The sequence below is a fragment of the Sinorhizobium fredii USDA 257 genome, from assembly GCF_000265205.3.
GTDB classification, from domain to species: Bacteria; Pseudomonadota; Alphaproteobacteria; order Rhizobiales; family Rhizobiaceae; genus Sinorhizobium; species Sinorhizobium fredii_B.
Genome location: NC_018000.1, coordinates 752,382 through 765,644 on the forward strand (window position 1 = coordinate 752,382; position 13,263 = coordinate 765,644).

Below are 13,263 nucleotides of genomic sequence, written 5' to 3' on the forward strand. Positions count from 1 at the left end.
GGGCTTCGCGCCGCCCGGAACGAAGGCTGTCGAGCACAAGGCCGCCGCATTCCCCGCCGAGCAGCCGACGTCCATCAGGGCAGCGTATAGGCAATCACATAATCGCCCGGCTTAGTGCCGACCGAGCCGTGCCCGCCGGCGACCATCAGTAGATATTGCCTGTCGCCGACCATGTAGGTCATCGGGGTCGCTTGGCCGCCGGCCGGAAGCCGCGCCTCCCAGAGCTGGTCGCCGGTGGTGACGTCATAGGCTCTCAGGAAATTGTCGACCGTTGCGCCGAGGAAAGCGACGCCGCCCTTGGTGACGATCGGTCCGCCGATACCTGGCACCCCGAGCCGGAAGGGAAGCGGCAGCGGCGTCATGTCGTAGACCGTGCCGTTCTTGTGCTTGTAGGCGATCTTGCCGGTCCTGAGATCGGCGCCCGCGACATAGCCCCAGGGCGGCGCCTGGCAGGGAATCCGCAAGGGGCCGAGGAAAGGACCCATATAGACGCCATAGGGCGCCCCCTCGTTGCGGTTCAGACCTTGCTCGCTGCCCTTTTCGCCTTCGCCCTTCGGCGGGATCTCCTCGCGTGGGACAAGCCGCGAGGTGAAGGCGAGATAGGTGGGCATTCCGAACATCACCTGGCGCTCCGGGTCGACGGCGACCGAGCCCCAGTTGAAAGTGCCGAAATTGCCGGGATAGACGAGCGTTCCTTCGAGCGAAGGCGGCGTATAGCGGCCCTCATACTTCAACGAGAGGAACTCGATCCGGCAGGCAAGCTGGTCGAACATGGTAATCCCCCACATGTCGCGCTCCCTAAGCGGCGGCGGCATGAAGGTGAGGCCGGAGACCGGCTGGGTCGGGGCGGTGAAATCCTCCGCGATGGCGCCGCCGGGGGCGGGCACCTCCTCGACCGGAATGATCGGTTCCCCGCTGCGGCGATCGAGCACATAGACGTCGCCCTGCTTGGTCGGGCCGACCAGCGCCGGCACGACGCTTCCGTCTTGCTTGGTGATGTCGAGCAGGGCCGGCTGCGCCGGCACGTCCATGTCCCAGAGATCGTGGTGTACAGTCTGCCTGACCCAGCGCACCGCGCCCGTATTGATGTCGAGCGCGACGATCGAGGAAGAGTACATTTCCACATGCTCGCTGCGCCCCGTGCCGAGCTGGTCGGGCACCTGGTTGCCGAGCGGGATATAGATAAGCCCCAGACCCTCGTCGACCGAGGAAACCGACCAGCTGTTCGGCGAATTCGTCGTATAGAACTGGCCCGGCGGCAGCGGAGCCGTCTGCTCGGGATTGCCGCTGTCCCAGTTCCAGAGGAGCGCCCCCGTGTTGATATCAAAGGCACGAATGACGCCGGACTGTTCCTGCGTCGAATAATTGTCGTTGACGGCACCGCCGACGATGATCTTGCCAGCGACGGCGACCGGTGGCGACGTCGAATAGTAATAGCCGGCGGGATTGTACCGCATGCCCTGTTCGAGGTGCAGAGCGCCTTGGTCGGCAAAGTCGGTGCAGACCGTGCCATTTACGGCATCGAGCGCGATCAGGCGGGCGTCCGAGGTCGGCAGGTAGATGCGCTCGGCGCAAGGGCTGCCCGCAGCCGCCGCGGGATCGGCCCAATAGGTGACGCCGCGGCAGGTCTGGTGCTGGCGGTCCGGGTTCAGCCCGGAATTCGAATCATACTTCCACTTCTGCCTGCCGGTCGCGGCATCGAGCGCGATCGCCCAATTATGCGGCGTGCAGAGATAGAGGGTGTCCTTCACCTTCAGGGGCGTCACCTGATAGGTGGTCTCGCCGATATCCTCCGGCAGCTTCACGTCTCCTGTCTGGTATTGCCAGGCGACCTTGAGTGTCGCGACGTTTTCCCGGTGGATCTGGGCGAGCGGCGAATAGCGCTGGCCGAACAGCGTGCGGCCGTAGTGATGCCATTCGCCGGCCGGCACATTGCCGCCGAGATCGGGATTGGCCGTGACGATGTCGGTCGGCAGGTCGCCGCGAATGTCATGAATGTCCTGCGTCATCGAGTAGGGCGCGACACCGACCGCGATCAGGCTGGCAAGCCCAAGCGGCCAGGCGCTGGCGCTGTAGCGTTCGCCTGATGGGCTGAGGAAACCGAGCGGTTGCCGGATCCACGGGGTCAGCAGCCAAAGCCCGAGCAGGATGATCACGCCGCCGCGCGGACCGAGCTGCCACCAGTCGAACCCCACTTCCCAAACGGCCCAGGCGAGCGAGCCGAGGACGATCAGCGTATAGACCCAGATCGCCGCGGCGCTCTTGCGATAGAGCAGCAACGCCGTGAGCAGGAAGCTTAGTCCGGTGATGAGATAGTATGGACTGCCGCCGAGCAGGACGAGCCTCGTCCCTCCCGCACCGAGCGCAAGACCGATCAGTGCGAAGAGAAGGGCGGTCAGGACAATGAGCATGAATGCGAACTCCCCGAGTTGAAGACGGCATGCCGGTTCTTGCGGGCAGGCCCGGACGGGCTGCAACGGGAGGCGAAGAACGGCTGCGAAATTCCCGCTGCCAACCTCCGTCTGAACTATGCGCATCGAGCCGCGGCATTCAGCGCCTCGATTGCGAAGGTAACGCGCTACACGTGCCTTTCAATGGCGCACGCTCCGGTTCGGCGCGTCTTTTCGGAAGCACAAAGGAAACGGGTAGCGCTTTGATTTGCTGAGGTTTTCGCTCTCGGATCGGCTTCGATCCACGGCGGCGGCCGAAGCGAGGCTCCGGCTCGTCAGGTGCCGCAGAAGGTTTGCAGCACCTCTTCGCCAGGTTGCGGCGGTGCCGCATAGGCGGCATGTCCCGGTTGGTCCTCATAGGGCCTGGAGGTCACGTCCAGAAGTGCTTCGAAGAGCGAGAAATCTGCGTTTTCGATCGCCGCTTCGATCGCCTGTTCCACACGATGATTGCGTGGAATGAAGGCCGGGTTGACGGCGCGCATGGCTGCCGCACGTTCGGCCGGCTGGCGGGCTTCGCGCTCGAGCCGGCGGCGCCAGTCCTCGAGCCAGGGCGACAGCGCCTCGGGTTCCTGGAAAAGCTTGGCAAACTCGACATCGCCGCCTGCATTTTCCGCGGACGAAGCAAGCGCTCGGAACGCGAGGGTGAAATCCGCTCCCCCCTTATGCATCAGCGCCAGCAATCCTTGTACCCGCTCCAGGTCCCCGTCTTCCGCGGTCGAAAGGCCGATCTTGCGGCGCATGCCGTCGAGCCAGTGATTTTGGAAGATCGTTCCGTATTCGCCGAGAGCGTCATTGGCGAGGTTCACCGCCACGTCCGCCGTCGGATCGAAGAGCGTCACGAGCGTTTCGGCAAGCCTGGCGAGGTTCCACTGGCCGATGGCCGGCTGGTTGGCATAGGCGTAGCGGCCGAACTGATCGATCGAGCTGAAGACCTTCTTCGGATCGTAGGCATCCATGAAGGCACAGGGTCCGAAGTCGATCGTCTCGCCCGAAATCGTCATGTTATCGGTGTTCATCACGCCGTGAATGAAGCCGATGTGCAGCCAGCGTGCGATCAACGCCGCCTGCCGCTCCGCCACCGCCTTGAGGAGGCCTAGATAGGGATTCTCGTCCGCTTTCAATTCCGGGTAGTGTCGGTCGATCACGTAGTCGGCCAGCGTCTTGACCGAGTCCATGTCGCCGCGCGCGGCGAAGAACTGGAACGTGCCGACGCGAATGTGGCTGGATGCAACACGCGTGAAGACTGCTCCGGGAAGGATCTGCTCCCGGTAGACGGGCTGGCCGGTTACCGTTGCGGCAAGCGCGCGGGTGGTCGGTACGCCAAGCGCATGCATCGCCTCGCTGACGATATATTCGCGCAACACGGGCCCAAGCGCTGCACGCCCGTCGCCGCGGCGCGAGTAGGGGGTCTGGCCGGCTCCCTTGAGCTGGATGTCACGGCGCTTCCCGTTGCGGTCCACGACTTCGCCAAGCAGGATGGCGCGGCCGTCGCCGAGTTGCGGAACGAAGGTGCCGAACTGGTGCCCGGCATAGGCCATGGCGAGTGGCTCTGCGCCGGCCGGAACCGTGTTGCCCGAGAAGATCGCCGCGCCATCGCGCTCCAGCGCTGCGATGTCGAGGCCCAGCTCTTCGGCGAGCGGCCGGTTGAGCTTGATCAGCCAGGGCTCCGCCACAGAGGTCGGCTCGACCCGGGCGTAGAAATTCGCAGGCAATCGCGTGTAGCTGTTGTCGAAGGGAAGCGGCGCCGTCGCCGAGCCCGATTGCGGCGGTACGTAATTCATCACATTCCAGCGGCATTGCTCAGGAAAATACCAGCCGCCCTTTCCCGACAAGTCTACACGAGCGGTCCCGTTTTCGCGAGATCGGGATTTGCGGCGATCCACCCGCCCTTGCGGCGGGAGGACCTTTCCGGCGATCAGGCACTGAGCGCAGTCGGTGGCAGGCAGGCCTCGCAGATTGCCGCGATATGGCGGTGGTCGGTGCCGCAGCAGCCGCCGAGGACGCGCAGCTTCGGCAAGCGGCCGGTGAGCGAGCGATAGCGCCGCGCGAGATCACTCATGTCGCCTATGTCCAATGTCTCGCTTTCATCGAGTTCTGCATGGCTCTTCGTCGAGGCGTTGGCGCGGATGCCGCCGATCCGCCGCACCCAGGCCTGATCCTGATCGAGGCTACTCTCGAAATGGCTCGGATGGGCGCAATTGATCATGTAGTAGTGCGGATAGCCCTCGGTTTCCGCGTCCACCGTTTCGATCGCCTCCTGCAGCGAGCGGCCAGTGACGAGCCGGCCGTCGGTCTCGACGGTAAATGAGATGGCGCAGGGCATGCCGTGGCGCTTGGCGGCTCGTGTCACGCCGATCGCCTCCTGGACATTCGTCATGGTGACCGCCGTTACCATGTCTGCTTCGCTGTCAGCGAAGGCGGCGACTTGGGCGGAGTGATACTCCTCCGCTTCCTCGGCATTCATGCGGCCGGCCTTGTAGCCATCGCCGCGCGGACCAATGACGCCATTGAAGACCATCGGGGCCTGCGGCCGCTCGTATTGCGCGCGCAGTTCGGTGAGCAGGTAGACCGCGTCTCGATTGACCTGATTGAGCGCCTCGCCGTCATAGCCAAGTTTCTTGCCCCAGTCGGCGTTGGCGCGCCACGTGGCGGTGTCGAGCACGAAACCGGTGCCGTGACACCGCGCGATTTCGAGATAGCGCGTGTAGTAGCGCAACAGCTGCCTGCGGCCCTCCGGCGAGGCAAGCAGAACGAAGGAGGCGAAATGCGGCAGCTCGGCCCCCTCGTGAAAGATCAGCGCCGTCTCCATGCCGCCGTCGCTGAGGAATGTGCCTCCCCGTAAGAGTGGCAGGTCGTGTCGGTACTTGGCGATTTCATGTTCCATCGTTTCCTCCTGTTCCTTTCGGACGCCCCAGCGCGAGGTCGGAAGAATTTCTGCCGTTTTATGATCTGCTAAACTAGCCGGCTTGCGGTACACTATGGGCCAATAATCCGCATTGCGATGTTACATCAGGAACTTGCCGTAAGATTCAGGCGCCAGGCGAATGGTCCGCCGCTGATTTTCCGAACCGAAAACTTTACCGGCGGTACAGGAGTGCATCATGCGAAAGGGCGAGGAAACGCGCGCGAAGATCCTCGATGTCGCCGAAGCCGCGGTGCTGGCAAAGGGTTTCGGAGGCACTTCGATCGACGAACTGATCGTCGAGACCGGCATCACCAAGAGCGGGTTCTTCTACCATTTTCGCGACAAGAACGAGCTCGCCAAAGCGCTGCTCGAGCGCTACATCGAAAATGACGAGCGCATTTATGACGAAATTTTCGGACGGGCGCGCGAACTTGCGGACGACCCGCTGCAGGCGTTCCTGATCGGCCTGAAGCTGCTTTCAGAATTGCTCTCGGATTTGCCGAACGGTCATCCGGGATGTCTGGTCGCGACGATGTGCACCCAGGAGCGTGCCTTCGATCGGGAAATCCAGGAGATGAACCGCCAGGCGGCGCTGATGTGGCGGCGCCGCTTCGGCGCCATGTTCCGTGACATCATGCAAGTCTATCGGCCGCGCGAAGCGCTCGATGCCGATCAACTTGCCGATATGGTCTCGACCGTCCTCGAGGGCGGCATCGTGCTTTCGAAAGCGCTGAAGGAGCCGAAGAGCCTGCCCGATCAGCTCCTCGTCTTCCGCAGTTTCGTGCGGCTGCTGTTCCAGCCCGCCGTCCAGCCGTGAGGCCAATCAGGCGCCTTCGTCCTCGAGAGCCGCGGCCATGTCCGCAAGCTTGCGCACGGTGTTGAGATTGCGTGTCGTGCCGGGCTTCAGCGCCGGCAGCTTGAGCTTCGACCGTCCCGATCCATTCGGGTAGTGGATATAGATCTCCCGTCCGTCGATCTTCACTTCTTCGCCATCCGGTGCGACGAGTTTGTCGAGCGCGTCCGCCGCCGGTGGCTCCGGAAGGAATGCGACGAGCAGGAAATTCGGCTTGGCGTCCGGAAACGGCACCCTTGCCGCGACCGCCTCGAGCTCGCGCCGGCTGCGCAGCAAGACGCCTGGCGCCTTGCCCATCCGTTCGGCCAGCGCCGCCTCAAGTTTGCGCCGAACTTCGGTTTCGGCGAGCTCGGAACGGAACAGCACGTTGCCGCTCTGGATGTAGGTCTTGACGTCGGCGAAGCCGAGACCTTCGCAGACGGCCTTCAGCTCCGCCATCGGAAGCGTACCGGTGCCGCCGACATTGAGGGCCCTTAGCAGCGCGACATAGACCGGCACGGGTGCACCTCTTAGATCTTGCCACCCACCTTGATGGCGAAGGCATATTCGAAGGCGATTTCCTCCAGCCTCTGGAAGCGTCCGGAGGCGCCGCCATGTCCGGCATCCATATTGGTCTTCAACAGGATCGGCTCGCTGCCGGTCGTCCTCTCCCGCAGTCTGGCGACCCATTTCGCCGGTTCCCAATAGGTGACACGCGGATCGGTCAAGCCGCCGAGCGCCAGGATTGCCGGATAGGGCTTGGCTTCAACATTGTCGTAGGGCGAGTAGCCGGCAATGATGTTGTAGAATTCGGCGCTTTCGATCGGATTGCCCCATTCCGGCCACTCCGGCGGCGTCAGCGGCAGCGTGTCGTCCAGCATGGTGTTGAGGACGTCGACGAAGGGGACGGCGGCGATGATGCCCCGGAATTTCTCCGGCGCCATGTTGGCGATCGCCCCCATCAGCATGCCGCCGGCCGAACCGCCCTCGGCGATGATGTTCGCGTAGGATGTGAACTTCTGCTGATTCAGATAGTCAGCCGCGGCGATGAAGTCCCTGAACGTATTGGTCTTCTTCGCCATCTTGCCGTCTTCGTACCACTCAAAGCCCTTGTCCTTGCCGCCGCGGATATGGGCGATGGCATAAACGAAGCCGCGGTCGACGAGCGACAGGCAGTTGGTGTTGAAGCCAGCCGGAATGGTGATGCCGTAGGCGCCGTAGCCGTAGAGCAGGCAGGGCGCCGAACCGTCGAGTGGCGTATCCCTGCGATAGAGGAGCGTTACCGGAACCGCGGCGCCGTCCGGAGCCGGGGCGAAAACGCGGCGGGTCACGTAATCATCCGGAGTGTGGCCGGAGGGCACCTCCTGGGTCTTCAAGAGCGTCCGCTCGCGCGTCGCCATGTTGTAGTCGAAGAGCTGCGAGGGTGTCGTCATCGACGAATAGGAAAAGCGGATGACGTCGGTGTCGTATTCGGCGGCACCGGAAAGTCCGAGCGAATAGGCCTCTTCGGCAAAGGCAATCGCGTGTTCCTCACCGGTTTTCCGGTCGCGAATGACGATCTCCGGCAGGCCCTCGCGGCGCTGCAGCCAGATAAGGTGGCGGGCATAGGCCATGTGGCTGAGGATCAGCGTGCCCGGTCGGTGCGGCACGACCTCGCGCCAGTTTTCCTTCTGCGGCGCTTCCACCGGCGCTTCCATGATCTTGAAATCCTTGGCACCGTCGGCATTGGTGAGAATGTAGAAGACCTCGCCGCCCTCGGTCATGGAATATTCGAGACCGGTCACGCGTTTCGCCACGACCTGTGGCTCGGCCGTCAGGTCTCTGGTCGAAAGCAGCCGATATTCGCTGGTCTCGTGATCATGGATGTCGATATAGATGAAGTCGTCGAGCAGCGACCCGCCGACCGACATGAAGAAGCCGGGGTCCGCTTCCTCATAGACGAGCCGATCTTCCGACTGCGGTTTGCCGACGATGTGGTGGTAAATCCGCGACGGGCGGTGGTTCTCGTCGAGGACGGTGTAGAAGAAGCTCTCGCCGTCGGGTGCCCAGGCGCCGCCGCCACCGGTGTTCTCGACCACGTCGGAAAGATCCTCGCCCGTCGAAAGATCGCGCACCTTCAGCGTGAAATATTCCGATCCCTTGTCGTCATAGCCCCAGATGCCGCGGGCATGGTCGCTCGAATGGTCGAGGCCGGCGATGCGGAAGTAGGCCTTGCCCCCGGCTTCCTTGTCGCCGTCGAGCAGCACTTGGCGGGTCGTTTCGTCGCCGGCGGCTCCATCGCGCGGGATACGGAAATAACGCGGATGCTCGCCGCCTTTCACGTAGAAAGTTCCGTAGGCAAAGGCGCCGTCCTTCATCGGCACGGAGGAATCGTCCTCCTTGATACGGCCGCGCATCTCGGCAAACAGCGCCTTTTGCAGATCCTTGGTGTCCGCCATGGCGGCGTTCATGTAGTCGTTTTCGGCCTCCAGGTGGCGGCGGATCTCCGGATCGAGGATCGTGGGATCCTTGAACATCGCTTGCCAGTTGTCGGCCCTCAGCCACGCGTAATCATCGGTCCGGCTGATGCCGTGGCGCGTATCCGTGAGCGGCTTCTTGTGAGCGACGGGCGCGGCGGGCAGGTTGTTGAAAACGGACAAGGGTCTCTCCGGGATCTCTTCGGTGGGAGATCATGAGATAGAGAGCGCCCGGGCGGCGATCAAGCGGAAAGCACCGCCGGGTGCCGTGGAGAAGGATAACGATGGGCGATAGAGATCACGCGGTGGGCGCGGCGAGATGGAGGCCGATGCCCCACGGGTCGGTGAGGCGATGGATGCCGCCTTCCTCGCGCACCGGGGTGTGCAGTTCGTCGAGCTTCCGGATCGCCGCGGCGAGCTGGTCGGCCTCCCTGAAGCGGATCGTGTAGTCGGAGAGCCCCGTCATGTTGGCCTGGCGTTTCGCCGCCCCGCGCGAGTTCCAGATATTGGCTGCGACGTGATGGTGATACTTGCCGGAGGCGAAGAAGCTCGCCCCCGGATAGCGCGCCATCAGATCGAGGCCCAGGATGTGGCGGAAGAAGGCGTCCGCCTGCGGTATGTCGGAGACCTGCAGATGGATGTGGCCGATCACGGTGCCGTCGGCAAGGCCGTTCCAGCCCTCTCGCGGTGCCTCGTCATAGAGCGATTGCAGGTCGAGCGGCAACGTGTTCATCGCAACCGTGCCGTCCGCTTCGTAACGCCATTCGCTGCGCGGTCGATCGCGATAGATCTCGATACCGTTGCCCTCCGGGTCGGCGAGATAGATCGCTTCGCTGACGAGGTGGTCGGAGGCGCCCTGGAGGCGGACGCCGTTGTTGGCGGCATGCGCGAGCCACCGTCCAAGTTCCTGCCGGTCGGGGACGAGGAATGCCGTGTGGAAGAGACCGGGTGCGCTGCGCGGCGCCTTTGCCGCGGCCGCTTCCGTCGTCAGCGTCAACAGGGGCCGTCCGGCAACCCCGAGCATCTCGCCCCTTGCGCTCCTCTCGAGCGGAGCGAGGCCGAGCATCTTTTGATACCAGGCGGAGACCATCGGCAGGTCCTGAACGATGAGATGTGCCCGTTCGATATAGGCGGGCATCGCCGCCGCGTGATCTGCAGGGAGGTTGGTCACAGGCTGCGATTGCATTGTCTATTCCTCGAGCTACGCCTTTCGGAGCGCCCACCGGAACCCATAGTACCTCCCGGTGGCACCCTGAACTGTAGCCCAATATGAGCACGTGAAGGAGTTCGGGAAAGCTATTATATTACTTGATGTTGTGTTCGATGAACGTTGACGGTCGCGGCCGTCGCGCTACCTCATTCTAGAGGGTGCAAGCGCGAGAGTGGTGACCGACTTGATTTCGATCATGGTCGGAATTGCCGTCGCCGCTCAATTTCGGCCCAAGAGGGCGAGAAAGGGCGGAAGAGGGCATTCCGGTCAAAGTTTCGCCCTCGGGTCCAAAGGATCGCCTTGCTCTCCAGCGGCGACCGGGAATGCAACGGAAGGAGCGTATCTGTATGTACAGGAAGATTATCGTCCCGATCGCGATGGATCAGCTCGAACACGGCGAATCCGTTCTCGGCATCGCCGAAAAACTGATCGACGAGGGAGGGGAGATCATCCTTCTCAACGTTGTCGAGGATCTCAACGCCTATGCTCAGGGCTATATGATCGTCGATTTCCCGCTCGAGATGATCGAGGAATCGCGCAGGCATGCGGTCAAGACGCTGGAGGCGATGAAGACCAAGCATGGCATCAAAGGCCGGATTGAAATCCGCACCGGCGGGGCGGCCGGCACAATCAACGCGCTCGCCAAGGAAGAGAACGCGGACCTGGTGATCATCGCGTCGCATCGTCCGGGGCTGATAGACTATTTCATCGGTTCGACTGCCAGCCGCGTGGTCAGCCACTGCCCCTGCGCCGTTCTCGTCGATCGCTAACCAACAAGAAGAATGCGGTACGGCTTTGCCGTGCCGCGACCCCAAGGGAGCTCCCGCAATGGACAAATACGCGCTTGATGATTTCCGCGAAAAGCTTCTGCGCCGCAAAGACGAACTCTATGGCCGTCTGGTGAAGATCGAAGAAGACCTGGACCAGCCGATGAATGCCGACGTGCCGGACCGCGTCACAGAGCGGGAAAACGACGAAGTGCTGGAAGGACTCGGCCTGGCAGGCCAGGGCGAGATCCGCGCCATCGATGCGGCGCTCGACCGGATTGCAGCCGGAACCTACGGAATCTGCGCGCGTTGCGGGGACCCCATATCCCAGGAACGGTTGCACGCGGTGCCGCATGCGCCGCTCTGCCAGACCTGCGCCGCCGAAGTTGCTTCCCGCACGCGATGAAGGCGACCCTTCGCGGCGGCGGCATGGGCTCTCGGCCGGGCTGTGGTCACACGTTCCCACCTGATGTGACCGCGTTGGCGGGAGCAGGCCAATTGTTGTAATGCGTTGCAGAATTTGATCCTTTCGCCCCAATCCGGTGCTTTGCCGGCAAAGATCTCTGTGGCACGATGTATCCGTGCATCGGCAGGGGCCACGGGGGGCGAGTTATTCGAGCCAGCTTATTGTGGTCCAGGACCCTTGCTGACATCGGAGCGATGCGGATCTGGAGGGGCCGCGTGGAGAGCAGCGAGGTCAAATGGAGCTATGACCGGTCGGAATTGATCGCCGACGGAATTGTCCACGGCATCGGCCTTTCCGCCGCGCTCGTTGGCGTCACAGCCCTGATTTTCTATGCAACGGTCTGGAGCACCTCTGGACAGCTTGCCGCCGCCTCGATCTATGGTGCGGGTCTGGTCCTCACCCTATCGGTCTCGTTTCTCTACAATCTCTATCCCGTCTGCCGGACGAAGTGGCTGCTGCGTCGCCTGGACCATTCCGCCATCTTCGTGCTGATCGCCGCAACCTACACGCCCTTTCTCCAGCGCGGCTGGGACGATCCGTTCCTGTTTTCGATGCTCATAGGCATGTGGGCGGTCGCCCTCCTCGGCATCGCGATCAAGTGTCTTTTACCAGGACGATTCGACCGGTTGGCGATCCTTCTCTACCTGGCCATGGGCTGGGGCGGCGTCCTTGCTGCAAAATCCTTGTTCGCCGCCCTGAGCGCAACGACCTTGGTTCTCGTCGTCGTCGGCGGCCTCATCTATTCGGTCGGCATCATTTTCCACGTCTGGGAGCGGCTACGCTTCCAGAACGCCATCTGGCACGGCTTCGTCGTTGCCGGCTCGGCCGTGCACTATTCCGCCGTCCTCAGCTGCATCAGCGGTGCGTCCGCCGCGTGATCGGGGGATCGGCAGGCTTCCACTCACTCAGGAGCCTGGCAATTGTCCGAGGGGCGCAGCGCCGCAGCCATGCGCGAGATGACGCCGTCGAAGCTCGTCAGCTTCGATTTGCGATACTGCAGCCGGAAATAGGCGGCGCTGCCGTCGCAGAGCGCGATCGCCCGGGTGTAGAAGACCTCCCGGCCACGAGCACCGGAGAAGCTCGCCCAAGCGGGCGTGACGCGCGAGTAGAGAATTCGCCAATCGTCGTCTCTCTCGTAGCCGATCCGGTCGGCGACGTCGGTCTCGAAATCGCCGGCGGGAGGGTGAGTGCCGAACACCATCAGCGTCGCGCCATTGTCGTCGGCATGGAAACTCGCGCCGTCGTTATTGTCGGCCTGCTGGTGCATCTCGAACCCCGGCGGAATCTCGACCGTGTAGCCAAAGCGGGGATTGGAATAGGGATGCCAGTCGTCCTGCGCGGCAGCGGGCAGGAGGGGCCCGAAGAGAAGAGCGATTGCAAAATAGACGCGGCGCATGCGGAGAGCATCCTTTGGTTTCTTACCTGCCGCTTTCCTTCGGAGAGTCGCGCGTTTCACGGGATGCGTAAAGGCCCCTTTGCAAAGACTGTCGGGTATCGCATAGGCTCTTCCCGAGCGCCCCGAGATCGACACCGATTCGATAGTCCTGCCGTCACGCGTTATCTGTTCCCCGCGGAACAGGGACCTGCGTTTCTCAATCTTCCTCGAACGTCATTGCCGTGCCGTTCAGGCAGTAGCGCAAACCGGTCGGCGGAGGGCCGTCGGGGAAGACATGGCCGAGATGGGCATCGCATTCGGCGCAACGGATTTCCGTCCGCACCATGAAATGCGATCGATCGACATACTCGGCAATCGCGTGCGCATCGATCGGAGCGAAATAACTCGGCCAGCCGCAGCCGGAATCGAATTTCGTGTCGGAACGGAAGAGCGCCCGGCCGCAGCAGACGCAGCTATAGGTGCCGTGTCGCTTCTCGTTGAGAAATGGACCGGTGAAGGGGCGTTCCGTGCCATGTTCGCGCGTGACGCGGTATTGTTCCGGTGTCAGCTGGGCCCGCCACTCCGCGTCCGTCTTCTGCATACTCCGCGCTCCGGCGTCGGCCATCGTCAAAACTCCCTTTCGATTGCGGCGATTATATAGGAACGCGGCCGCGCGCCGGCAAACAGAGAAACGGCAGCCGCACACCAGCGGCTATCAACGGCTTTGTTGAATTTTGCGCAGTATAACCGCGCACGAGACTGAGGACTGCGCCGATTTCTCTTGAGGCGAACCGGTCCTTCT

General features: G+C 62.9%; 12 protein-coding genes. 4 read left to right on the top strand and 8 right to left on the bottom strand.

Features of this window, described 5'->3' with window-relative positions; genetic code table 11:
- Positions 1 to 74: 74 nt before the first annotated feature.
- The 3 genes from USDA257_RS03485 to USDA257_RS03495 all read right to left on the bottom strand — a co-directional run bounded on the left by USDA257_RS03485 (position 75) and on the right by USDA257_RS03495 (position 5,322).
- Complete coding sequence (locus tag USDA257_RS03485; protein ID WP_014761493.1) at positions 75 to 2,411, bottom strand: glucose/quinate/shikimate family membrane-bound PQQ-dependent dehydrogenase; 2,337 nt, start codon at positions 2,409 to 2,411, stop codon at positions 75 to 77.
- 314 nt (positions 2,412 to 2,725) lie between these two features.
- Positions 2,726 to 4,231, bottom strand: coding sequence for a protein adenylyltransferase SelO (locus tag USDA257_RS03490; protein WP_014761495.1), 1,506 nt, complete (start codon positions 4,229 to 4,231; stop codon positions 2,726 to 2,728).
- Positions 4,232 to 4,365: 134 nt separating this feature from the next.
- Positions 4,366 to 5,322 (bottom strand): homocysteine S-methyltransferase family protein, encoded by a 957-nt coding sequence (locus USDA257_RS03495; RefSeq protein WP_041414932.1) that lies wholly within the window; start codon positions 5,320 to 5,322, stop codon positions 4,366 to 4,368.
- 229 nt (positions 5,323 to 5,551) lie between these two features.
- Here USDA257_RS03495 and USDA257_RS03500 point away from each other — a divergent pair, with 229 nt between their 5' ends.
- Positions 5,552 to 6,172 carry a TetR/AcrR family transcriptional regulator gene (locus tag USDA257_RS03500; protein WP_014761497.1) on the top strand — a complete coding sequence of 207 codons (621 nt, stop codon included), beginning with the start codon at positions 5,552 to 5,554 and terminating at the stop codon, positions 6,170 to 6,172.
- 6 nt (positions 6,173 to 6,178) lie between these two features.
- Here USDA257_RS03500 and USDA257_RS03505 read toward each other — a convergent pair whose 3' ends face one another.
- From USDA257_RS03505 to USDA257_RS03515, 3 genes are all read right to left on the bottom strand, one after another.
- Positions 6,179 to 6,706, bottom strand: coding sequence for a DUF1697 domain-containing protein (locus USDA257_RS03505; protein WP_014761498.1), 528 nt, complete (start codon positions 6,704 to 6,706; stop codon positions 6,179 to 6,181).
- Between the two features lie 11 nt (positions 6,707 to 6,717).
- Entirely contained in the window at positions 6,718 to 8,826 is a 2,109-nt protein-coding gene (locus USDA257_RS03510; RefSeq protein WP_014761499.1) for a S9 family peptidase, read from the bottom strand.
- Between the two features lie 115 nt (positions 8,827 to 8,941).
- Entirely contained in the window at positions 8,942 to 9,829 is an 888-nt protein-coding gene (locus USDA257_RS03515; RefSeq protein ID WP_014761500.1) for a VOC family protein, read from the bottom strand.
- A gap of 371 nt (positions 9,830 to 10,200) precedes the next feature.
- On the opposite strand from USDA257_RS03515, the gene USDA257_RS03520 reads away from it, so the two are divergent.
- From USDA257_RS03520 to trhA, 3 genes are all read left to right on the top strand, one after another.
- The gene (locus USDA257_RS03520; RefSeq protein WP_014761501.1) at positions 10,201 to 10,623 is read left to right on the top strand and encodes a universal stress protein; all 423 of its coding nucleotides are present in this window, start codon (positions 10,201 to 10,203) and stop codon (positions 10,621 to 10,623) included.
- Between the two features lie 58 nt (positions 10,624 to 10,681).
- Positions 10,682 to 11,026, top strand: coding sequence for a TraR/DksA family transcriptional regulator (locus USDA257_RS03525; protein WP_014761502.1), 345 nt, complete (start codon positions 10,682 to 10,684; stop codon positions 11,024 to 11,026).
- A 254-nt stretch (positions 11,027 to 11,280) separates the two neighbouring features.
- A complete protein-coding gene (trhA, locus tag USDA257_RS03530; protein ID WP_370056439.1) occupies positions 11,281 to 11,964 on the top strand; it encodes a PAQR family membrane homeostasis protein TrhA in 684 nt (227 codons plus the stop codon).
- Positions 11,965 to 11,987: 23 nt separating this feature from the next.
- Here the strand turns inward: trhA and USDA257_RS03535 are convergent, their stop codons facing one another.
- Both USDA257_RS03535 and msrB read right to left on the bottom strand, forming a co-directional pair.
- Positions 11,988 to 12,482 (bottom strand): hypothetical protein, encoded by a 495-nt coding sequence (locus tag USDA257_RS03535; protein ID WP_014761504.1) that lies wholly within the window; start codon positions 12,480 to 12,482, stop codon positions 11,988 to 11,990.
- Positions 12,483 to 12,678: 196 nt separating this feature from the next.
- Complete coding sequence (msrB, locus tag USDA257_RS03540; RefSeq protein ID WP_014761505.1) at positions 12,679 to 13,086, bottom strand: peptide-methionine (R)-S-oxide reductase MsrB; 408 nt, start codon at positions 13,084 to 13,086, stop codon at positions 12,679 to 12,681.
- Positions 13,087 to 13,263 lie beyond the last annotated feature (177 nt).